This window comes from Agrobacterium sp. a22-2 (assembly GCF_012276985.1).
GTDB lineage: Bacteria > Pseudomonadota > Alphaproteobacteria > Rhizobiales > Rhizobiaceae > Allorhizobium.
The window spans coordinates 100,462-123,477 of record NZ_JAAXMM010000015.1; the positions used below are offsets into that span (position 1 = coordinate 100,462).

The 23,016-nt window shown below is 61.8% G+C and carries 16 protein-coding genes; 14 read left to right on the forward strand and 2 right to left on the reverse strand.

Annotated features, from left to right (window positions below; translation table 11 throughout):
• The first annotated feature begins 20 nt into the window (after positions 1 to 20).
• The 5 genes from HFC70_RS21425 to HFC70_RS21445 all read left to right on the forward strand — a co-directional run bounded on the left by HFC70_RS21425 (position 21) and on the right by HFC70_RS21445 (position 10,027).
• Complete coding sequence (locus HFC70_RS21425; protein ID WP_246735901.1) at positions 21 to 1,067, forward strand: efflux RND transporter periplasmic adaptor subunit; 1,047 nt, start codon at positions 21 to 23, stop codon at positions 1,065 to 1,067.
• On the forward strand, positions 1,064 to 4,147 hold the full coding sequence (locus HFC70_RS21430) for an efflux RND transporter permease subunit (protein ID WP_168475330.1): 3,084 nt from the start codon (positions 1,064 to 1,066) through the stop codon (positions 4,145 to 4,147). Before HFC70_RS21425 ends, HFC70_RS21430 begins: the two co-directional genes overlap by 4 nt.
• Before the next feature lie 98 nt (positions 4,148 to 4,245).
• Positions 4,246 to 5,442, forward strand: coding sequence for a patatin-like phospholipase family protein (locus tag HFC70_RS21435; protein ID WP_246735894.1), 1,197 nt, complete (start codon positions 4,246 to 4,248; stop codon positions 5,440 to 5,442).
• 179 nt (positions 5,443 to 5,621) lie between these two features.
• On the forward strand, positions 5,622 to 8,225 hold the full coding sequence (locus HFC70_RS21440) for a hypothetical protein (RefSeq protein WP_168475332.1): 2,604 nt from the start codon (positions 5,622 to 5,624) through the stop codon (positions 8,223 to 8,225).
• Positions 8,226 to 8,398: 173 nt separating this feature from the next.
• On the forward strand, positions 8,399 to 10,027 hold the full coding sequence (locus HFC70_RS21445; protein WP_168475333.1) for a GMC family oxidoreductase: 1,629 nt from the start codon (positions 8,399 to 8,401) through the stop codon (positions 10,025 to 10,027).
• Positions 10,028 to 10,050: 23 nt separating this feature from the next.
• Here HFC70_RS21445 and HFC70_RS21450 read toward each other — a convergent pair whose 3' ends face one another.
• On the reverse strand, positions 10,051 to 11,544 hold the full coding sequence (locus HFC70_RS21450; RefSeq protein ID WP_168475334.1) for a PLP-dependent aminotransferase family protein: 1,494 nt from the start codon (positions 11,542 to 11,544) through the stop codon (positions 10,051 to 10,053).
• A 135-nt stretch (positions 11,545 to 11,679) separates the two neighbouring features.
• Here HFC70_RS21450 and HFC70_RS21455 point away from each other — a divergent pair, with 135 nt between their 5' ends.
• The 7 genes from HFC70_RS21455 to HFC70_RS21485 all read left to right on the forward strand — a co-directional run bounded on the left by HFC70_RS21455 (position 11,680) and on the right by HFC70_RS21485 (position 19,778).
• Positions 11,680 to 12,783, forward strand: coding sequence for a mandelate racemase/muconate lactonizing enzyme family protein (locus HFC70_RS21455; RefSeq protein WP_168475335.1), 1,104 nt, complete (start codon positions 11,680 to 11,682; stop codon positions 12,781 to 12,783).
• Position 12,784: 1 nt separating this feature from the next.
• Entirely contained in the window at positions 12,785 to 14,281 is a 1,497-nt protein-coding gene (locus tag HFC70_RS21460; RefSeq protein WP_168475336.1) for an aldehyde dehydrogenase family protein, read from the forward strand.
• Positions 14,282 to 14,284: 3 nt separating this feature from the next.
• Positions 14,285 to 15,580, forward strand: a complete 1,296-nt coding sequence (locus HFC70_RS21465) for an FAD-binding oxidoreductase (protein ID WP_168475337.1) — start codon at positions 14,285 to 14,287, stop codon at positions 15,578 to 15,580.
• 244 nt (positions 15,581 to 15,824) lie between these two features.
• Entirely contained in the window at positions 15,825 to 16,901 is a 1,077-nt protein-coding gene (locus HFC70_RS21470; RefSeq protein WP_168475338.1) for an extracellular solute-binding protein, read from the forward strand.
• An 84-nt stretch (positions 16,902 to 16,985) separates the two neighbouring features.
• Positions 16,986 to 18,056, forward strand: coding sequence for an ABC transporter ATP-binding protein (locus HFC70_RS21475; RefSeq protein ID WP_246735895.1), 1,071 nt, complete (start codon positions 16,986 to 16,988; stop codon positions 18,054 to 18,056).
• A complete protein-coding gene (locus tag HFC70_RS21480; RefSeq protein WP_168475339.1) occupies positions 18,056 to 18,922 on the forward strand; it encodes an ABC transporter permease in 867 nt (288 codons plus the stop codon). The genes HFC70_RS21475 and HFC70_RS21480 overlap by 1 nt, the downstream gene beginning before the upstream one ends.
• Positions 18,923 to 18,926: 4 nt before the next feature.
• Positions 18,927 to 19,778: an ABC transporter permease gene (locus HFC70_RS21485; protein ID WP_168475340.1), complete on the forward strand. Its 852-nt coding sequence runs from the start codon at positions 18,927 to 18,929 to the stop codon at positions 19,776 to 19,778.
• Positions 19,779 to 19,813: 35 nt separating this feature from the next.
• Here the strand turns inward: HFC70_RS21485 and HFC70_RS21490 are convergent, their stop codons facing one another.
• Positions 19,814 to 20,512 (reverse strand): Crp/Fnr family transcriptional regulator, encoded by a 699-nt coding sequence (locus HFC70_RS21490; protein ID WP_168475341.1) that lies wholly within the window; start codon positions 20,510 to 20,512, stop codon positions 19,814 to 19,816.
• A gap of 120 nt (positions 20,513 to 20,632) precedes the next feature.
• Between HFC70_RS21490 and HFC70_RS21495 the strand changes: the two genes are divergently transcribed.
• Both HFC70_RS21495 and HFC70_RS21500 read left to right on the forward strand, forming a co-directional pair.
• Positions 20,633 to 21,148, forward strand: a complete 516-nt coding sequence (locus HFC70_RS21495; protein ID WP_368669771.1) for a FecR domain-containing protein — start codon at positions 20,633 to 20,635, stop codon at positions 21,146 to 21,148.
• Positions 21,145 to 22,992, forward strand: coding sequence for a CHASE2 domain-containing protein (locus tag HFC70_RS21500; RefSeq protein ID WP_168475342.1), 1,848 nt, complete (start codon positions 21,145 to 21,147; stop codon positions 22,990 to 22,992). Before HFC70_RS21495 ends, HFC70_RS21500 begins: the two co-directional genes overlap by 4 nt.
• Positions 22,993 to 23,016 lie beyond the last annotated feature (24 nt).

A 23,016-nucleotide genomic window follows, 5' to 3' on the forward strand; every position in this document is an offset into this window, starting at 1 on the left:
ATCTAGCGCTCGCCCTGTGCCTGCCCGTCGCCGGTCTGGTTTCCGCTGCTTCCACGCAGGATGATTCGTCCTCGTCCGAAGCCGCCGCCCTGACCGTGACAGTCGTCAAGCCGCAGGAGCGAGACTGGGCTCGAACCATTCCGGCAAGCGGCTGGCTGGCGGCTTGGCATGAGGCCGTCATTGCTGCCGAAACCGGCGGGCTGCGCATAACCGATGTGCTCGCGGATGTTGGTTCGGTGGTGACGAAGGGTCAGGAATTGGTGCGATTGTCGAGGGACAGCGTGCTTGCCGAGCTGCGTGAGCAGGAAGCAGCCGTTGCCTCCGCCAAAGCCAGTCTGGCGCAAGCGAAGGCCAACGCCGATCGAGCCCGAAAGGTCAAGGGATCGGGTGCGCTTTCGGACCAGGAAGTCAATGAATATCTCATTACGGAACAGACCGCACAGGCCTCGTTGGCTTCCGAAGAGGCGGGCCTTGAGAGCCAGAGAATAAAACTCGACCAGACAATCGTCAGAGCCGCCGATGACGGCATCATATCCTCCCGTTCCGCAAACCTTGGGACAGTGGTCTCTTCAGGTACCGAATTGTTCCGGTTGATCAGGCAACAGCGGGTCGAATGGCAGGCCGAAGTTTCGGCGCAATATCTGCAGGAGTTCCAGACGGGAGCGACCGCGGTCATCGATGGCCCCAACAACGAGAAGATCAAGGGTAAGGTGCGCCTCATCGGCCCGACGGTCAGCACCGATTCCAGTCGGGCCACCGTCTATGTCGAGCTTCCGAAGAGTGCAGGATCGAGGGTCGGGCTATACGCCACGGGCTCCATTGAACTTGGACATAGTCCGGCTCTGACCGTACCGGAGAGCGCGCTCGTGTTCCGGGACGGCATAAATTACGTCTTTACCCTCAACGAGAAAAATCGGGTCGCGCGCAGTCGTGTCGATATCGGGCGCCGGCAGGGCAGCGAGGTGGAGGTCCTTTCGGGTCTCGCTGAGGATAGCGATGTGGTTGAGAGCGGTGGAGCTTTTCTGTCCGACGGTGTGCTTGTGCAAGTTGAAAAGGCAAGTCAATGAACATTTCAGCCTGGTCCATCCACAAACCCGTTCCCGCGATCCTGCTGTTCTTTCTTTTGACGGTCTGCGGCCTGCTCGCGTTCGACCGGCTCGCCGTCCAGAACTTCCCCGACATGGACTTGCCGACGATCAAGATCTCCGCCTCGTTGGAAGGGGCAGTCCCATCACAGCTGGAAACCGAGGTTGCGCGCAAGATCGAGGATGAGCTGGCATCGCTGAGCCAACTCGATCACATTACCACGACGATCACCGACGGATCTGTCTCCATCAGCGTCTCCTTCGAGTTGGAAAAGGACTCCGAACAAGCCCTCAACGAGGTCCGCAACGCCGTCGACAGCGTGAGCGGGGATTTGCCGTCCGAAATGGACACACCCACCGTCTCAAAAGTGAATGTTCAATCTTCTCCGCTCCTCACCTACGCGATCCGGTCGACCAAGCTCGATGAAACAGAACTGTCCTGGTTCATCGACAACGATCTGAAAAAGGCACTTCTGGCAGTCTCCGGTGTCGGAGACGTCAGTCGGCTGGGTGGCATAGACCGAGAGGTTCATGTGGATCTCGATCCGGTGCTCATGACATCGCTCGGACTGACCGCATCCACGGTCTCGGACCAACTCAAGGCGGTCCAGGTGAATAAATCAGGAGGCCGAGGCGAGATCGGAGACACACGGCAGACGATCAGAACCATGGGCGCGGTATCCTCCATCGAGGAACTGTCGGCGCTTCCCATCCCGCTTTCCAGTGGCAAGAGAATGCGGTTGGACGAAATAGCGACCGTAACGGATAGTTACTCGGATCGCTCGTCGCTCGCCTATCTGGATGGGCAGCCGATGATTGCGGTCCAGATCAAGCGCTCGAATGGATATTCGGATTTGGCTGTTGCCGAAGACATAGAGGCGGCGATGAAGGCATTCGAAGCACGCCATCCTGAAGTCGACGTGGTGCAGGCGTATACGACGGTGACGCCGATCATCGACAATTATGATGCCTCGATGGAAATGCTCTATGAGGGCGCGTTCCTCGCAGTCGTCGTGGTCTGGCTGTTCCTGCGTGACTGGCGGGCGACGATCCTGTCGGCTGTCGCGCTTCCGCTTTCCGTCATACCGACCTACCTCGCAATGTACTTGATGGATTTCAGCCTCAATACCGTATCCTTGCTCGCGCTGTCGCTGGTGGTCGGCATTCTGGTCGACGATGCGATCGTCGAAGTCGAGAACATCGCTCGGCATTTGCGCATGAACAAATCGGCGAAAGATGCCGCCCTTGAGGCCGCCGACGAGATCGGCCTGGCTGTTATCGCAACGACGTTTACGCTCGTCGCAGTCTTTCTGCCCACGGCCTTCATGAGTGGCATTCCGGGTCTCATATTCCGCCAGTTCGGCGTAACCGCGGCGGTCGCCGTCCTGGCGTCGCTGATGGTGGCGCGTTTCCTTACACCGATGATGGCTGCCTATATCATGAAGCCGCACGGCCAAGAGGAGCAGGACGGGTGGCTGATGCGGACCTATCTCAGAACGGTTCGCTTGTGCCTGCGATTTCGAAAGCTGACGCTCGCTGGTATTGTCGTGTTCCTGGCGGCCTCGCTATCGGTCATCCCATTCTTGGAAACGGGATTTTTCCCGGCATCCGACGACTCTCAGACCAAGGTCACACTGACGCTCCAGCCTGGCAGCCAGATCCAGTCCACGGATGCGTTGGCGCGTCGTGCCGCCGAGATCATCAAGACGGTGCCGGACGTCGATTCTGTCTTCGTCGCCATAGGAACGGCCTCCAGCGGTGATGGCAGCGATTCATCCAGCTCGTCCGACACGGCTTCTGCGACGCTCGTGGTCAACCTGACGCCTTTGGATGATCGCAACCGCGCCCAGACCGAAATTGAAGCCGACATCCGAAAAGCCCTTGCCGTTCTGCCAGGGGCAAGGGTTGAGGTCGGATCCGGAGGGCGAGGCACGGTCCTTGAGATCACTCTTGCAAGCGACGACGCAGACGCGCTCGACCAGGCTGCAACCTCGGTCGAGAACGGTCTTCGCACCTTGGACGGCGTTGGAGCGATCACCTCCAGCGCCTCGCTTCAGGCGCCGGAAATACAAATTTTTCCGGACTTTGCCCGTGCAGCGGCACTCGGAATCACCTCGGAATCGATTGCCGACGTCGTTCGTGTGGCGACTTATGGTGACTACTCATCATCCTTGTCGAAACTCAACCTGCCGCAGCGGCAGATCTCGATCCGTGTGAGGCTGAAGCCAGACACGCGGACCTCCATCGAGTCGATCTCGCAGTTGCGGGTGAGCGGCACGAATGGTGACGTCGCGCTCGGCTCGATCGCCGATATCCGTATCGGCGGGAGTTCGTCCGAGATCGACCGCCTCGATCGGGAGCGCAACGTGACACTCTCGGTCGAACTGAACGGCCGCGCCCTGGGAGACGTCAATCAGGATGCACTATCCCTGCCGGCGATGAAAAACCTGCCGACCGGCGTTCACGTCGTCGAACAAGGCGAACTCCAGCGCATGACGGAGATGCTCGGAAGCTTCGGCATCGCCATGGCGATCGGCATATTCTGCATCTATGCTGTGCTGGTCCTGTTGTTCCACGACTTCCTGCAGCCTGTCACCATCCTCATGGCCCTTCCTCTTGCGCTCGGAGGGGCTTTGTTGCCGCTCGTCTTGACGAACACCTCCTTTTCCATGCCCGCGGTCATCGGCCTGCTGATGCTCATGGGAATCGTGACGAAGAACTCCATCCTGCTGGTCGAATACGCGATCATGGCCCGCGGGCAAGGGATGGAGCGCTTCGAGGCGCTTGTCGATGCGTGCCACAAGCGCGCGCGGCCCATTATCATGACGACCATCGCCATGGGCGTCGGCATGCTGCCAATTGCCTTGAACATGAGCGGAGGCGATTCCAGCTTCCGCCAGCCGATGGCAATCGTGGTGCTTGGTGGACTGGTGACCTCCACCTTCCTCAGTCTCATGGTCATACCCGTCGTCTTCACGTTCATTGACGACCTCTTGCATCTGCTGATGAAGCCCTTCAAGCATACCTCTGCGATCCCTGCACCAGCCCAGGCCGCGCAATGACATACTGCGCAATATCGGGCGGAAACGCCTCCCGAAAGGGCGCCAAGCGTCCGGGCACCATCCAGGCGCCCCAAAAATCGGCTCGATCAGGCCCGATCTTGGCCGCGCTGATCTGCTGCTTGGTTTTGGTCGGATGCGCGACGACGCGGGAACCTTATTCACAAGCAGATGCGGAGAAGGCGGAGATCGCTGGATTTGAGAACGTGCGGATCCCTCTCGACGGCGAGTTCAGCGCCTTTATTAAGAAGAGTTATCCAAGGAAACGCGCTGATGTGCCAGTGCAATACCTTGCGATCTCCGGCGGCGGGGCGGGTGGAGCATTTTCGGTCGGCGTCCTCAAAGCCTGGTCCGAGCGGGGAGATCGGCCGGCCTTTGATCTCGTCAGCGGCGTCAGCACCGGCGCCCTGATCGCACCGTTTGCCTTCCTGGGCTCCCAGTATGACGACGTCTTGGAGCATCTGTACACCAGTGGCGTCGCGTCAGAGTTGATCGACCGCAAATTCATCGTGAGAGGCGTGCTGGGTGAGAGCCTCTATTTCCAGAAACCCCTCCGGCAGATGGTGGAAAACTATGTGGATCGGCCGCTTCTTGACCAGATCGCCGCCGAGTATCGCAAAGGACGAAATCTGTTTGTACTGACAACGAACCTCGACACGCAGAGGGCTGTCCTTTGGAACATGGGTGCCATCGCGGACAGTTCTCAGCCGGACGCGTTGAGCCTCTTCCAAAACGTCCTGATAGCCTCAGCCAGCATTCCCGGAGCATTCCCGGCGGTACAGATCAAGGCTTTGGTTGACGGGCGACCGATCGTTGAAATGCATTCGGATGGAGGTTCTTCCGCTCAGATCATAACAGTCCCGGAAGCCATCCTCTCCAACGTGAACCTGCCGATTCCCCCGGAAGTTCGCGGCTCAGACATGTATCTGTTGGTCAACAACACCCTGATGCCTGAGTTCTCCATCACGCCGAACTCAACACTGTCGGTCAGCACCCGCGCCTATTCCGTTCTCGTCAAGTCCCAGACGCGCCAGTCGCTATACGCCGCTTATGAATACAGCCGACGGGCCGGCGTCGGATTTCACCTGGCCGCCATCGACGCCGCGGTTCCGTATAAGATCAGCGACCCCTTCAACAACACCTACATGAGGGCCGTTTTCCAGATCGGCTACGACAGGATGATAAATGGCCGGCTGTGGCAGGATCGACCGGTGTTTACGCCAACGGATGGTGGCAGTTCCCGCATGACGACGCCGGTTCTGGTTAAAGAGACCGGCGGCTCGCGCCAGCCAAACTAAAGCCGATCGCCTATAATGCTTCCTTTTGTTTTCATTTTCCATACCCAGGGGTTGTGTTAATATTTCGGTGGGTGATGGGGGTGGCAATGGATAGAGCCAGGGAAAACGGGAATATCGTTGAAGCCAAAGGTGATTGTGTCGATTTCAACGAGATGCAAAGGCAGGAATACCAAGCCGTCATGCTGCGGCGAAAACAGTTGCAACTGACCGCACTCCAGCAAGACGACGGCGACGAACGACCGAAAGACCTCTTCGGCATAGGCCTCTCGGGCGGCGGCATCCGGTCCGCCTCGTTCTGCCTTGGAGCACTGCAGGCCCTTGAAGGGTTCGGCCTGATCCGCAGAGCCGATTATCTCTCGACGGTGTCCGGCGGCGGTTATATCGGGGCTGGAATGGTTGCCGCCATGACCCGGCAGGACGGACAGCAAACGGACTTCCCTTATGCAGATCGCGGCAATGCGCCCACGGTCGGGCGACAGGGCAATGACATGAAGGACAGCGAGGCCGTCAGCCATGTCCGCGATCACAGCCGCTACCTCATCCCCCACGGTCTTTCCGACATACTCGTCTCCGCCGCGATCCTGACGCGGGGCATCGCGGTCAATCTGTTTCTCATCTTCTTCCTGCTGATGCCGCTGGCGACCATGACCATCCTGCTCAACCCGACGGTCGATCACCTCGGGCGCAGCGCCATCTACGACATACTCGAGCGATTCCTGCCCAATCGGGAGTGGCTGGCATTGCTGTCTGGCCAACCGCTTCTGGCCACCAAGGTCTTCGGCCTCGCCGCATTGGTCTATTTCATCGGCTGGGGACTATGGCGGTCGCTGCCCGAGCGGCATGGGCTCCTCAAGGGCATCGATACCCAGAAGGAACTGTCGTCCAGAGGCATGAAGGCGGCGGGGCTGTTCATCGTCCTGTTGCTGGCGATTGCCGCCGTCGAGATCCAGGGACCGGTGCTCGGCTGGCTGGCGCGCATGCAAAGGCAGGCACCGGTCGAACAATCGTCCTACCAGACTTTCTTCCTGGCGCTTTCGGCCTTCGTGATCGCCACAGCAAGCCAGCAAAAACGCCTGGCGGGCTGGATCGAAAAAGGATTCAACAGCCCGCGCTTCGGCATGAAGCTGAGGTCGATCCTGTCGCATATGCTGCTGATCGCCGCCGCGCTGATCCTCCCCCTGCTGATCTATGCCCTCTATCTGCAGATTTCCCTGTGGGGAATGCGGTGGACAAAGTTCTGCCCCGAGATACGGATTGCGACCGAGCCCTGTTTTCCGCCGGATTCGCCCGCTTTCATTTCGAGCAGTGGAACGACGATGGGATTGGCTGTCGTCGCAGGTATGCTGATCCTCTGGGAGTGTTTCGTCTATCTTGGGCGGCAAAGCGGCCGGGATACCTTGAAGCTTCTGGGTCGCCGCCTGCTGGATCCTCGCACCAGGGCCCTTCCGGTGGGTCTGGCGCTCCTGGCCATCGCAGCGTTTCTCATCCTCGCATTCGACAGCACGCGACCCCATCAGATCGACCCCGCGTCCGGAGAGATGGCCATCCAGTATACCGTGGCCTTGAACTATGGTCTCGCATCGTTGATCGTGGTTTTGTTGACCATCAACTTCGCCAACAACGCCAATTCCCTGCATCGCCTCTATCGCGACCGGCTGGATATTGCCTTCCGGCTTTCCGGCAACAACGGCAGCCTGCGGCTTCAGGATCTCGGCGACACGGCCCCCTATCTGCTGATCAATGCAACGCTCAATGCCCGCCTGTCTCAGCGAACGCTGGATGATAAGGCGAATGCCCAGGACACCGACGATGCTGCCCGTGGCCTAGACCCGGCGATGCGCGGACGAAATGCGGAATTCTTCCTGTTCTCCAAACTGTTTACCGGCAGCGACACCACGCACTATGCGCCGACGCCCCTCATGTCGACCAAGGATCCCGAACTCAACCTGGCAAGCGCCGTGGCGATCTCGGGCGCCGCCGTTTCGTCCAGCATGGGCCGCGTGCGCCTCGGTCTGCTGAGCCCGACCCTGGCATTGCTCAACCTGCGCCTGGGCTACTGGCTTCACAATCCCCGATACGCGTCGACGTCCATCGCCGACATGCGGTCCGACCTGCCCTGGCACGACTTCCTCGGCGCATATCTGATCGCCGAATCATTCGGCCTCCTGCGTGCCGACAGCTCGAAGGTCTACGTCACCGATGGCGGGCACATCGACAATATCGGCCTCTATCAATTGCTGAAACGGCAATGCGATCACATCATCATCATCGATGCGGAGAGCGACCCGGCATTGAACTTCGGTGCACTTGTCGACGTGCAACGGTTCGCGCGCATCGATCTCGGTTATCGCATCACGCTCGACTGGCCCCATCTGCGCGAAGCTGCCGTCGCCCGGGAAGCGATCAAGGGGATGCGGCTCCCCGTAGCCGACGCTCCCATCCATGACAGCCACTTCGCCATTGGCAAGATCGACTACGGCAACGGCAGGACAGGACGACTGCTCTACATCAAGGCGGTCGTCACCGGGGATGAACCCGATTACGTCCTCGACTACGAACGGCGCTACCCGGCCTTTCCCCATGAAGCGACAAACGATCAGTTTTTCTCCGAGGAGCAGATGGAGGCCTATCGGGCGCTGGGCTTTCATGCCGTGCGCCGCGCGCTGTCGGAGCAAAAGACCGACGTCCCCGTCGACGATATCCCGGAATCCAAGCGATCCTCGAATGAAGCGATCAAGGATCTGAAGCGAGATCTCGGAGTCACCGTGGCGCGACTGAGCTAGATCCGGAACCTGCGCCCTGCCAGATGGTCCAGCACGGAGAAAGAGAACTCCGGCGGCGCCCAGAATGGTATGGCATTGGCCCCTAAATGGACCGCGACAACAGACGCGCGAGCCTTAAGTTAAGCGCTCTGTGCACGATCGGCTGGTGACAATCTTGAGGTGAATGGCCTAGCATGGCGACTGAAGAGGGTTTCGACTACGTTATTGTCGGCGCGGGGTCGGCGGGCTGTGTTCTGGCCAATCGACTGAGCGCCGATCCATCGACGCGCGTGCTGCTGCTCGAGGCGGGCGGCAGCGATTTCAACGTCTGGATCCGCATGCCGATCGGCTACGGCAAGACCTTCTATCATCCGAAGCTCAACTGGCGCTACCAGACGGAGCCCGATGCCGGTATTGGCGGCAGACCCGCCTATTGGCCGCGCGGCCGGGTGATCGGCGGCTCGAGCTCGATCAACGCCATGGTTTATGTACGCGGTCAGCATGCCGATTTCGACGCCTGGGCAGCGCTGGGCAATCCGGGCTGGTCCGCCGCCGATGTCCTGCCCGTCTACAAGCGTATGGAAGACAATCTCGAGGGCGACGATGCCTGGCGCGGCACCGGCGGTCCCCTGACGATCACCAGCATGAACGGCTCCGTTCATCCGCTTGCCAACGGCTATCTGAAATCTGCCACTGCCGCCGGCATCCCCGTCAATCCGGACTATAATGGCGAGACGCAGGAGGGCGCCAGCATCTATCAGGTCACCACCCGCAAGGGCCTGCGCTGTTCGTCGGCCGATGCCTATCTTCATCCTGTCCGGCGACGGAAGAATCTCGAGGTGAGGACCAATGCCCATGTCACGCGGATCGTTGTCGAGTCCGGGCGTGCGGTCGGCGTCGAATACATCAGGGGCGGCGTCAAGACCACGGTGCGGGCGGCCCGCGAAGTGGTGCTCTCGGCTGGTGCCGTCAATTCACCGCAGATCCTGATGCTGTCGGGCATTGGCGATGCCGGCAGGCTTGCTGACTTGGGCATATCACCTGTCCATCACGCCCCCATGGTCGGCCAGAACCTTCAGGACCATCTCGGCTTCGACTATATCTACGAGTCGACCCGACAGACACTGAACGATGTCCTGAGACCGTGGTGGGGTCGGCTTCGCGTCGGTCTGCAATATGTGCTGACCCGCAAGGGACCGCTGTCGCTCAGCGTCAACCAGGCCGGCGGTTTCGTGCGAAGCCGGCCGGATCGACCGCGCCCCGATATCCAGCTCTATTTCTCGCCGCTCAGTTATACGCGCGCCGTTCCGGGCAAGCGCGCCCTGATGCGCACGGACCTGTTCTCAGGTTTCATGCTCGGCATCTCGAACTGCCATCCGAAGAGCCGCGGCGAAATCGCACTCCGGTCCGCCGATCCCTTCGCAGCCCCGCTGATCCGGCCGAACTATCTCTGCGAGGAGAGCGACCTTGCGGAGCTGGTGGACGGTGCTCGCATCCTGCGCCGCATTGCCGCCATGCAGCCGCTCGCCGGAGTCATCAGGCGCGAGATCGTTCCGGGGCCGGCGGTCGAGAGCGACGCGGAGATGGCGGCCGATATCCGCGCCCGCAGCGGATCCGTCTTCCATGCCTGCGGCACCTGCGCCATGGGACCGGATCCGGGCCGCTCGGTCGTCGATCCGCGCCTCAGGGTGCATGGGATACAGGGCCTGCGCGTCGTCGACGCCTCGATCTTTCCGCTGATCCCGTCCGGCAATATCAATGCACCGTCGATCATGGTCGGGGAACGCGGGTCGGATTTCATCCTCGAGGACGCCCGCCGTTAATCGCCAGGCAAACAGCGATCTGCCTATCGTTGCTTGCGCATTTTTTGCAGAAGATCGGCGAGATCGCGTACCGCCGCGACGGTCGCCCGCGACGGCACGGCGCTGAAGCCGAGGATCAACCCCTTTTGCGCCGGCGCCAGCGAGAAGCGGCCGAGCGGCGAAACGATGATGCCGCGCTCCAGCGCCCGTGCCGAAACCTCGTCCTCGTCGAGATCATCCGGCAGCCGGCCGACCGTCTGAAAACCCGTGGTGGTTGGCTGAACGTCGAGCAACCCACCGAGGTGTTGCGACGCCGCCTCTACAAGAGCCGCCTGCCGTTCGGCATAGATGCGGCGCATCCGTCGCAGATGGGCATTGAAATGGCCCTGCTCCATGAAGCTCGCCATGATCGACTGCAGGCTGGAGGGCGCGCCCTGCATGGTGGCGCCCGCCACCCTTTGAAACATCTTGGCAAGTTCCGGCGGTGCAACCAGGTAGCCGAGCCGCAGACCCGCGAACATGACCTTGGAAAACGTACCGACATAGATGACCCGTCCGGCCGTATCCACGCTTTTCAGCGTCGGCGCGGGATGTCCGGAATAATAGAATTCACCATCATAATCGTCCTCGATGATCCAGGCACCGCATCGCCCGGCAGCATGCAGCAACTCCAGCCGCCGGCCGAGCGACATGGTGACGCCGAGTGGATGCTGGCGCGCCGGCGTCACGAAGGCCATGCGGAACTCCGGGCATAGCTTCAGCCCGGCTGCCACATCCATGCCCTGATCGTCGACCGGCACCGGCACCAGGCTTGCCCCGCTCGATACCAGGCTGTTTCGGGCGCCAATCGGTCCAGGGTTTTCGAACCAGACATGGTCGCCGGGATTGAGCAGCATCTGGCCGATGCGGTTGAAGGCGTCCTGCGCGCCGTTGAAGACGAAGATGTCGTCCGGTTCGCAGACCACGCCACGATTGGCCTTGAGATGGTTTGCTATGGCACGACGCAGCTCGAACAGCCCGACAGGATCGGGATAGCCGAGCACCAGATGACGAGACTGGCGCCAGTATTGCGCCGACAGCCGTGACCAGAGCGGCATTGGAAACTCATCATTGGCCGGCATGCCGGTGACGAAGGGGCGCGGCACCTGCGGATGGGACAGGCGGGGAAAATAATGTTCCGATGCCTCGATGCTGAGCCGCGCCAGACGCGGTGGCGCTGCATCGGCAAGTTCAGGCATTGCCTGCGGCTGGATCGGACGTTCGGACTGTAGCGTCTTGCTGACATAGGCGCCGGCGCCGACCCGCGAATAGATCAACTCCTCGGCCATCAACTGTTCGTAGACCGTCACCGCCGTGGTGCGCGACACGCCCTGGTCCTTCGACAGCGTTCGGCTGGACGGCAGCCGCTCGCCGGGCGAAAGCCGACCGGACAGGATCAACTCGCGCAGACCGCCCGCCAGCTGCGCCGTCAGCGAGCCCGGATCATCCCTGTTGATGCTGATCGGCGGGATCAGAGCCCCGCCGGCATATTTCACCATTCCCGTTCCCCAAGCGCCGTTGTCGGCTTTATTGGCATGAAAACTATTCCAAAATGGACCTTAGTCAAAGGCCAGTTTCGGCTCAATGTGAGGCCAATGATGGGATGCCAATGCAAAGTTACGGAGTTGTCGGCGATGAAACTGAAGTCGATCGAGACATTTTCGACGCGCTATGTCGCCTTCGTCCGCGTCACCGACGAGACCGGGGCGACGGGCTGGGGGCAATTGTCGAATTACAATTCCGACATTTCCGCGCTGGTTCTACACCGACAGGTGGCGCCCTGGACGCTTGGCGTCGAGATCGTCGATCTGGACGACCACCTCGACCTGATCACCGAGCGCGAGCATAAATTCCCCGGCTCCTACCTGCGCCGCGCCATCGGCGGTCTTGACACGGCCATCTGGGATCTGCGTGGCAAGCAGGCCGGCAAGCCGGTGGTCGCCCTGCTCGGTGGAACGCCAGGACCGCTGCGCGCCTATGCCTCCTCGATGAAGCGCGACATCGCTCCGCGCGACGAAGTCGAACGCTTCAAGCGGCTGCGCCAGCAATTCGGCTTTGATGCCTTCAAGTTTCGCGTCGGTGCGGAAGTGGGACGCAATAAAGACGAATGGCCGGGCCGCACCGAGGAGATCATTCCGGCGGTGGCCAAGGCGCTGGGATCGGAGGCCGCCCTGCTGGCCGACGCCAATTCCTGCTATTCGCCGGACAAGGCGATCGAAGTTGGCCGGATGATGGAGGACCACGGCATGGTCCACTACGAGGAGCCCTGCCCCTACTGGGAGCTGGAACAGACCAAGCAGGTGGCGGATGCGCTTGATATCGCCGTGACCGGCGGCGAACAGGATTGCGACCTGACGGTCTGGCGGCGCATGATCGACATGCGCGCGGTCGACATCGTGCAACCCGACGTCCTCTATCTCGGCGGCATCAGCCGGACGCTCCGGGTGGCACGCATGGCAGCCGAAGCGGGACTTCCGGTGACGCCGCACTGCGCCAACCTCTCGCTGGTGACGCTGTTCACCTTGCACATCCTGCGCGCCATTCCCAATGCCGGTGACTATCTCGAATTCTCGATCGAAGGCGCTGACTATTATCCCTGGCAATACGGCCTGTTCCGCAACGATCCCTATGCGATCGTCGATGGTAAGGCGACGGTCACCGATGCACCCGGCTGGGGCATCGAGATCGACCCGGAATGGCTGGCGAAATCCAGCTACCAGATCAGCGAGATGGATTGAAATGACCGTGGAAGCCGATCGCCTTGCGGCGGAATATTTTGACACCGGAACCTTGAGCGGCCTACCCGCCGATCACTTCATCGACGGCCGCTGGTGCCCGCCGGTTCACGGCCGGACGATGGAGACCTTCGACCCGGGCCTTGGTCGCGCCTATCACCAGTTTGCCGCCGGTGACGCCGACGATATCGCGGCAGCCGTCGACAGCGCAGTCCGCGCCGGGCGCGACTGGGCAAGGACCCGCCCGGCGGGGCGTGGCAACATTCTGGCCCGCGCGGCAGCCCTCCTTCGGGAGGAGGCCCCTCGCCTCGCCGTAATCGAAAGTCTCGACAGCGGCAAACCCTTGGCCGAAGCCGAAGGCGACGTTGCGGGCGCCGCCCGCACCTTTGAATACTACGCCGCCGCCGCCAACACGCTGCAGGGCGACAGCTTCCCTCTCGGCCATGACTATCTCGGCTATTCGATCATCGAGCCGGTTGGACTGACCGCCCACATCATCCCGTGGAACTACCCGTTATCGACCGCGGCCCGCGGCATCGCGCCGGCGCTCGCGGCGGGTTGCACGGTGATCGCAAAACCTGCCGAACAGACGCCGATGACGGCTCTACTGCTTGCCGAACTCCTTCATCGCGCCGGCCTGCCGGCTGGTGTCTGCAATGTCGTCACAGGAACCGGCGGCCAAGCCGGCGCGCCGCTGGTGCGCCACCCCGCCGTCCGCCACGTCTCGTTCACCGGTTCGGTGCAGACCGGTATCAACGTCATGCAGGAGGCAGCAGCCAACGTGACGCGGGTGCTGCTGGAACTCGGCGGCAAGTCGCCCGTCGTCGTTCTCGCCGATGCGGATCTCGATGCGGCGGTCGAGGGCATTCTCGGGGCCATCTTCGAAAATGCCGGCCAGATCTGCTCGGCCGGTTCCCGCCTGGTCATCGACCGCAGGATCCATGGCGAGGTGGTGTCGCGTCTCGTCGAACGCGCGGAAAGTCTGACCATCGGCCACGGGTTGAGGCGACCGCAATTCGGTCCGCTCAATTCCGTGGAACACCTGTCGCGCGTCGCCGCCCATGTCGAGGGCGCGCGTGCCCGCGGACTGTCGATCCTGACCGGCGGCAGGCCGACCATGGACCCGCAAACCGGCAAGGGCTGGTTCTTCGAACCGACCATCATCGATGCCGCACCGGCCGACGACCCGGTCGTGCAGCAGGAGATCTTTGGCCCCGTTCTGGTTGTCCAGCCCTTCGACACCGAGGAGGAGGCGCTGGCGCTTGCCAACGGCACAGACTACGGGCTGGTCGCCGGAGTCTATACCCGCGATTTCTCCGCCGCCCATCGCCTCGCCCGCGACATCGACGCCGGCCAGGTTTTCATCAACGAATACTTTGCCGGTGGCATCGAGGTGCCCTTCGGCGGCAACAAGATGTCCGGTTTCGGCAGGGAGAAAGGGCTCGCCGCCCTGGACGCCTATTCCCGCGTCAAGAGCGTCGCCGCGCGGATCGGAGGGTAGTCGATGGAGAGCGTTTTCACCGCCGATGCAAAAATGACATCCTATTGGTGGGACAGGTCTCCGCCGGAGGCGCCGACACAGGAATCCCTTCCCGCCAAGGTCGACGCCCTGGTCGTCGGCTCCGGCTATACCGGCCTGCATGCGGCAATCGAGCTTGCGCGCGGTGGACGCGAGGTGCTGGTCTGCGACGCCGAGCAGATCGGCTTCGGCTGCTCCACCCGCAACGGCGGCCAGATCAGCACCAGCGTCAAGCCGGACTTCGCCAGCCTCGTCAAGGCCCATGGCGATGCGGTGGCGCGACGTATCTTCGAGGATGGCCGCCACTCGCTGGCCTGGACAGAGGCCTTCATTCGCGAGGAAGGCATCGACTGCGATTTCGCGGTCGTCGGGCGTTTCCACGTCGCCCATGACAAAAAATCCTTCGACAGCCTGACGGCGTCGCTCAAGACCCGGCCGAAGGGGTTCGAGGTCCCGGCCCATGTCGTGCCGCGCGCCGAGCAGAGGTCGGAACTGGGCACGGACGTCTATCATGGCGGCGTCATCTTCGAGAATCATGCCTCGCTCGACCCCGGACGCTATCACGCCGGCCTCGTCAGGCTGGCGCGGTCGGCCGGCGTGCGCTTTGCCGCCCATTGCAAGGTCACGGCCACGGTCCAATCGGCAAACGGCTTTGCGGTCGAAACCGCGCGGGGAATGGTCGAAGCGCGCAATGTCGTGCTCGCCACCAATGGTTATTCCGGCCCGCTGTCACAATGGCATCGGCGCCGGATCATCCCGATCGGCAGCTATATCGTTGCAACCGAAGAACTGCCCGAAGCGCTGATCGACGAACTGATCCCGAAAAACCGCATCGTCTCCGACACGCGGCGCGTGCTCTACTACTTCCGCGCCTCGCCCGATCGCCGACGCATCCTGTTCGGTGGCCGGGTGAGCATCGGCGAGACCAATCCGCGGCAAAGCGGCCCCCTGCTCTTCCGCGAAATGCAGCGGCTTTTTCCCCAGCTTGGGCCCTATCGGATCAGCCATTCGTGGATGGGTTATGTCGGTTACACCTTCGACACGCTGGCTCATGTCGGAGAGCAGGACGGCATCCATTATGCCATGGGCTATTGCGGCTCGGGCGTCGGCATGGCCGGCTATCTCGGCATGCGGGTCGGCCAGACCATTCTCGGCAAGGCGGAGGGACGCACCGGCTACGGTGAGACGCAATTCCCGTCGCGCGCCTACTACTTCGGCAAGCCCTGGTTCCTGGCGCCGGCCGTGCATGTCTATCGGCTGAGGGATCGGTTCGGGATCTGAGATGCGCGGAGAATGCTGGCGCAGAATGGCCCTTAACAATGGAAAGAATGGCTATTCCATGATGGCCAGTTTGAGCTTCCACTGCGCCAATGGCACCCACGGCCTGAGCCCTGTCAAACAGGCCGCAGGTCAGCGTTTGCCGGTCCCTGGACCAGCCTGCCAGGCCAGCATATCAGGCCAGCCAACCAGGAATGACAACGACGAAAATAATAACGATTGTCAGTGAAGCAAAGAGGAGAGAACAATGGGAATACTGGAAAAAAAACTGCTGGCGGCTACGGCCGTGCTGCTTATCGCCAGCCTGTCGAACGCCAGCGCCGAAACGCTGCGCATCCTGACCTGGGGCAGCTATGCGCCAGATGAACTGGTCAAGAAATTTGAAGCCGAGAACCCCGGCCTTAAGGTCGAGGTCACCTTCTCCAACAATGAGGAAATGGTCGCCAAGCTCAGGGCCACCGGCGGCACCGGCTACGACCTCGCCCAGCCGAGCCACGATCGCATCTATGCGGCACAGCTCGAGTACAAGATCTACAAGCCGCTCGATCTTTCGAAGATCAATGTCGACCAGATGTCGCCGAACCTCGTGGACGGCGTCAAGCAGAACACCACGATCGATGGCCAGGTCTACGCCGTGCCGCACCAGTGGGGCACATCCGGCATCATGGCCAACAAGAAGGAAGCCCCTGACGCCAAGAGCTGGGCCGATCTCTGCGACCCCAAATACAAGGGCCGCACCTCGATGCGCCTGCGCCGCACCATCCTGCTCGGCACGGCCTTCTCGATGGGCATGAACCCCTTCGATCTCTACAGCGACGCCAAGGCCTATCAGGGCATGCTCGACAAGGTCACAGAAAAGCTCACCGCCTGCAAGGACAACCTCAAGACCTACTGGACCGGCGGCGACGACCTGTCGGCGCTGATGCTGTCGGGCGAGGTCATCCTGTCGGAAACCTGGGATTCCACGGCCTTCAAGCTCTACGCGCAGAACAAGGATATCGTCTTCGTACCGCCGGAAACGGGAGCACTGGCCTGGATCGATACCTTCGCCATCCCGCGCGGCGGCGAGAATGACGAAGCCGCCTATAAGTGGATCAACTTCGTCATCAAACCGGAAAACGTCAAGATCATGTCGGCCTCCACCGGCTCGCTCGCCGCGGTGCCGAATGCCGCCGATCTGTTGCCCGACGACAAGAAGGCCGCCGTGCAGGCCGCCTTCTCGCAGAAGGACCTCGACAACCTGAAGTTCTTTGCCAACATTCCTCCGGGGATCGAGGACATGGAAGGCATCGCCCTTGAGCGCATCAAGGCAGCGTCGAACTGACCGCATCTGACCCTTTGAGACAGCGGTCGGGGCGATCCGTCGTCCCGGCCGCTGAACGAAATGGCCCGAAATGGAATAAGCGCGATGTATGACCTGAGCTGTGCCAGCGTAACCAAGACATTCGGCGCATTCACCGCCGTATCGGACGTCTCCCTCGACATACCCTCCGGTTCGTTCTTCTCGATCCTCGGGCCTTCCGGCTGCGGCAAGACCACCCTGATGCGGATGATCGCCGGCTTCGAAAGCCCGACCGCGGGCGATATCCGGCTCAAGGGCAAGAGCGTGGTGAAGGTGCCGCCCAACAAGCGCGCCGTCAAAATGGTGTTTCAGCACCTGGCGTTGTTCCCGATGATGAATGTCGGCGAAAACATCGCCTATGGCCTGCGCTGCCGCGGCGATGCCAAAGCCGATATTCCCAGAAGAGTCGCCCGCGTCCTCGAACGGGTCGGCCTGCCGGGCGTCGAGACCAAACAGATCGCTCAACTCTCAGGCGGCCAAAAGCAACGCATCGCCATCGCCCGCTGCATGGTGCTCGAACCCGACGTGCTGCTGCTCGACGAGCCGCTGGGCGCGCTGGACCTCAAATTGCGCGAGCACATGAAGATCGAACTGAAACAGCTGCAGCATCAGTTCGAAACGACCTTCCTCTACATCACCCACGACCAGTCGGAAGCGCTTGTCATGTCGGACGCGGTCGCCGTGATGAATGCCGGGCGCTTCGAGCAGATCGGAAGCCCACGCGAACTCTATGACGCACCGGCTTCCGGTTTCGTGGCGGGCTTCGTCGGCGATTCCAACTGCCTGTCCGGCCGGCTTGCCGAAATCCGTGGTGATCAGGCGAGCGTCGATCTCGACGGCGGCGGCATGGTGATTGGCCGTGTATCGGACGCCAGCCGGCCTGGCGACGCCGTCGAGGTCTTTCTCAGGCCGGAAGCCCTGACCATTGCAACCGGCGAGACCGGTGCCATGCTTGGCGGCATCATCGACAGTCTGCTCTTCAACGGCGCCAATTCCCGCATTCTCCTGCGGGTGGCGAACGGCCAGTTGATCGAGGTCGCCGATCCCTCGGCGGCATCCACCGTCCGTCAGGGCGATGCCGTCGCACTCTCGTGGCAGCCGGACCGCGCCCGCATCTTTGCCCGGAGGACCGTCTGATGGGACGCGATGCGGGGCGCTTGTCGCTGATCCTGCTGTTGGCGCCCTTCGCGCTGTGGATCGGCCTGCTGATCCTGCTGCCGCAGATCGGCATCGGCTATGTCTCGCTGCGGGAGAAAGTCGGCTTCAACCAGTATGAATACGGCTTTGCCAATTATGCGGCCTTCTTTGGTGAACCGATCTACCGCAATACCCTGCTACGGACCGCATGGATTTCGGTGCTGGTCACGGTTCTCGCCCTCGTTCTCGGCTTTCCGGTCGCTTATTACATAGCCAAGATCGCACGGGAGCGTAGCCGTGCCGCCCTGTTCCTGATGTGCCTCATTCCGCTCTGGGTCAGCGACCTTGTGCGCGCCTATGGCTGGATCGTGCTTTTGCGCGAGACCGGCGTGATCTCCACGGCGCTGGTGAATATCGGCCTGATCGCCCAACCGGTGGAAATGCTCTATAACGACGTCACCGTGGTAATGGGCCTGGTCTATACCGTCATCCTGTTCATGATCGTGCCGCTGGTCTCGACCCTGCAGGGCATGGACGATGCGCTCATGGAAGCCGGCTACAATCTCGGCGGTTCGCGGTTCACCGTTTTTCGCCGCATCGTCGTGCCCTATGCCATGCCGGGCATCGTTTCTGGCTGCATCATCACCTTCATGCTGGCCGCCGGCAGCTATCTGACGCCGATCCTTTTGGGTGGCAAGAATTCCAGCTGGTTCACCGAGCAGATCTACAACCAGTTCATCACTCGCTACAATTGGGAAGCGGGCGCAACCTTCGGCGTGCTGCTGCTCGGCTTCACCTCGCTCGTCGTCTGGGCCGGCCTGAAGCTGACCGGCCAGAGCCTGGCCACCACCGTGGCGAAGGAGTAGCCCCATGCGCACCCCTGCCCATCTCCTGTGGATCTACCGCGCCTATGTGCTGATCTTCTTTCTCTATCTGGTGGCGCCATTGGTCGCCGCCGGAGCCTTCGCCTTCAACGATTCGCTGTTTCCCTCCCTGCCCTGGCAGGGCTTCACGCTCGACTGGTTTTTCTCACCGGTCGAGCCCAAGCTCGGCCTGTTCCACGACGATCGGCTGCTGCGCGGGCTTGGCAATTCGGTCTATATCGGCGTGATCGTCGCCGCTCTTTCGACTGCGGCCGGCACGGCCAATGCCTTTCTGTTCGTGCGCAAGGATTTTCCGTTCAAACCCTTTCTCTACATCCTGATGGTCGTGCCGCTGGTCATTCCGGGCGTCATTCTCGGCATTTCCATTCTGGTCTTCGCCTCGATGATCGCCAATTTCGCCGACCAGGAGTTCGGGCGTTTCCTGACCTGGCTGAGGCCCGGCATTCCGCTGGTCGTGCTCGGCCAGTTCTCGTTCCTGACGACGATCACCTCGCTGGTCATCGCCGCAAGATTGCAGAAATTCGACATCGCCTTGGAAGAAGCGGCCCTCAACTTAGGCGCCAGCGGATTGCGGGTGTTGATGACGGTGACCTTTCCCTTCCTGCTGCCGGCGCTGTTCTCCGCCTTCGTCGTCGCCTTTCTCGTCTCGTTCGAGAACTTCAACACGACGCTGATGCTGGTCGGCTCCGACGCACCGCTGACGGTCACCATGTATGACCGCATGGTCAAGGTCGGCTCGACACCGGTGCTGAACGCCGTGTCGGTGGTGCTGATGCTGGGATCAGGCGTCCTGGCATTGCTGAGCGTCGTGGTCCAGCGCGAAAGGTCCCCGTCCTGAGGGGCCGCGCGCGATTTCGGCTCGGGTCGCGGTCGTCACTCCGCGCCCGCAAGTGCCTCGAGCCCTGCCCGGTCGCGCAGGATGAGCCAACCGTCCTTGAGGTCGATCAATTGCGCCTCCTGCCATTTGCGCAGGCAGCGGTTCAGGTTTTCGCGTGTGATGCCGATCATCTTCGCGAGCTCCGACTGGGACAGGGAGAGCCGCCTGGCAGGCGTTTCCGGGCTCGCGGGCGGCGCAACCGTCAGGCGCAGCAACAGGCGCGCAAGCCGCGTCGGCAAATCCATGAAGGCAATTTCCAGCATGCGTGCGTCGGAACGCCGGACCCGCTGGCACAGAAGCTCGATCAACTGGATGGACAATGCCGGATTTCGTTGCAACACATCCAGCAGGCTGCGCCGTTCCAGGACAACCAGCTTGCAATTGCTCGCCGCCCGGACGGTTGCAGATCGTTCTCCACCATCGAGCAGGGCGATTTCGCCGAAGACATCGCCGGCCCGCAATTCGCTCAGGATGACATCGCGGCCGCCAGGCGTGACGACCTCCACCCGGACCGTGCCCTCGGCGATGGCCATCATGCTCTGGCCAACGGATCCCATGTTGAAGATGACATCGCCCGCTGCGTAACTTTTGACGAGGGCAAAGGCGGCAAGATCCTGCCGCGCCTGCTGATCCAACGCCTTGAAGACCAGGCTTTGGCCGAGCAGCTTTTCCTTGTTGACGTCGCTCTCGCTCATCCGTGTCATATCCATCCGTCGATGCCGCCAAATAAGCGGCGCTCACTACACCTAAATTGACATTCCGGAATTGCAACCGGATAACGTTCAGATCGTTTCAGGCAAACTTGAGAGAAGCACGTGAAAATTGTGTCCTGTGCAAACCTGCTGGCTTTTTTGGCCCTCTCGTTACTGGTTCCCGCGACGGCGATGGCCCAGGACGCCGCGTGCCAGCGCGAGCAACTGCCTGAACCGCCAAGGGTCATCTATCGTTGCCCCAATGGCCTGGTGCTGGAAGCGGAGGCGGCAGCAAACCTGGACCTGGCCGAACAGCCCGGACAGCAGCGCCCCGCCGCCGCAAGCCTGTCGGACAAGGCGCTGCTCATCGAAGTCGAACCCGGCAGCGGCCCCTTCCAGATCCTGACGCCGCACGCGATCGCCGCGGTGCGCGGAACTGCCTATGCGGTCGACGTCACGCGCGACGCGACGTCTGTCTTCGTCATCCGCGGCGAAGTCGGCGTGTCCCGTACCGATGGATCGCAAGCGGTCACCCTTCGTCCTGGCGAGGGAGTCGATGTTTCTGCCGCCCAGCCGTTGACGGTCAAGGTCTGGGGCCAGCAACGGGTTGAAAGTCTTTTGGCCCGCTTCGCGCGATGAAAAGCAGCCTGCCGGTCGGATTCATTCTTGCAGCCTTTGCCGCGGCAGGGATATGGGCCGGCCTGCTCGCAATGGCCCATCTTTCCGGCAGGGCCAGCCCGATCGACCGAGTAGAAACCGTACTCCTTGACGCAAGAGTCGACCTGATCGGCCGGCGCATCCCGCCGCAAGCCGTTGCCATCGTTGCAATCGACGACGCCACGGTGGCCGATGCCGGACGTTATCCGCTGGATCGCCGGCAATTGGCCGAGCTGATCGACAGGATCAGGCTTGCCGGCGCCCGCGCGCTTGCCATTGACATGCTGCTTGTCGGCACGACGGACAGCGGGGCCGACGCGGCACTGGCAACCGCCCTTGGCCGCCTTCCCACGGTGATTGCCGGGGCTGCGCAGTTTTCCGACCAGAAAACCCATGAGCGATATGTTCCCGCACCAAAAGGCGTGTTGGAACCGCTGCCCGTTCTGAAGCAAGCCGCCGAACTCGGCCTGGTCAATGTCGTGACAGACGGAGGCGGCACGCCGCGCCAGATCCCCATGCTGTTTGACTTGACGGAAGGACCGGCATCATCACTCGTCCTTCGCGCCACCGGCCTCTACGACGGCCGTATGCCGGTCATCACCGCAGAGGGCTTGGCATTTCAAAACCGTGACCTGGCGCTCGATCTCGGCTGGCACCTGTCGCTCAACTATTATGGTCCCGGCGGAACAATCCCGACCATCAGCGCGCTAACGCTACGTAACAACGCTGACGCTGCGGCAAACCTCAAGGACCGCGTCGTATTGCTGGGTGTCACGGCGACGGGGGTCGGAGACCGTTTCACCACACCGTTCGACCAGATCTTGCCGGGCGTCGAAGTACTGGCAACCGGTGTGTCGAACCTCATCGACGGATCGGCCCTGGTGCGCGACACGACGGTGCGGCGGATCGATACGACCACGGCCATGCTGATCACCTTGTCGGGGGTCGCGGCCATGGCATTTCTGCCGCTCGCCACCGCATCGATGGTTTTTGCCGGTCTTCTGCTCGTCTGGTTTGCCGCCATCACGCTGGCCTTCGGCCACTTCTACTGGCTGAGCGGGGTTTTGCCTCTTGCCGCAAGTCTTCCGCCGGTCGCCGCCCTGGCCGTGCTGCGGCAGTATTTCGATCGCAACGAGATGCGTCAGCTGGCCTCCGCCCAGGCGGCCCTGGGGCGCTTTCAGTCCGCCGTCTTCGCAAAGCGCATCGCCGAGGATCCTGCCTTTCTTCTCGAACCCCGCGAACAGACAGCCGCCATCCTGTTCATCGACCTCGTCGGTTATACGGGTCTCAGCGAGCGCCTTGGGCCGCGGCGAACCCGCGACGTGCTCAAGGCCTTCCATACCGTCGTCGTCGAAGAAACAGAGCGGCGCCATGGGCTGGTCATGGATTTCATGGGCGACGGCATTATGGTCGGCTTCGGCATTCCGGATCAGGACCCACAGGACGCCGCCAATGCCGTGTCGACGGCCTTCAGTCTGGTCCGGACCGTCGGAGAGTGGCTCGCTCGCGAGGAACTGGAAGCCGAAATCAGCGCCGTGCGGGTGGGCGCCCACTATGGGACGGTCGTCCTGTCGCGCCTTGGCCACGAAAATCACCAGCAGATCGCGGCGACCGGCGATTGCGTGAACGTGGCAAGCCGGTTGCTGGATATTGCACGATCCCATGCCGCCTCACTTGCTTTGTCATCGGATCTGGTGGCAGCCGCAGGATTGGAGCAGGACGTGCTATCCCGCGGCCGCCAGTTCGACAACGTCAAGATCAGAGGGCGCGAGCAGTCGATCGACGTCGCGGTCTGGTCGGCATCGGAAGCAGCGGCGGATCGGTGAGCACGAAATGCCTTGCTCCAACGG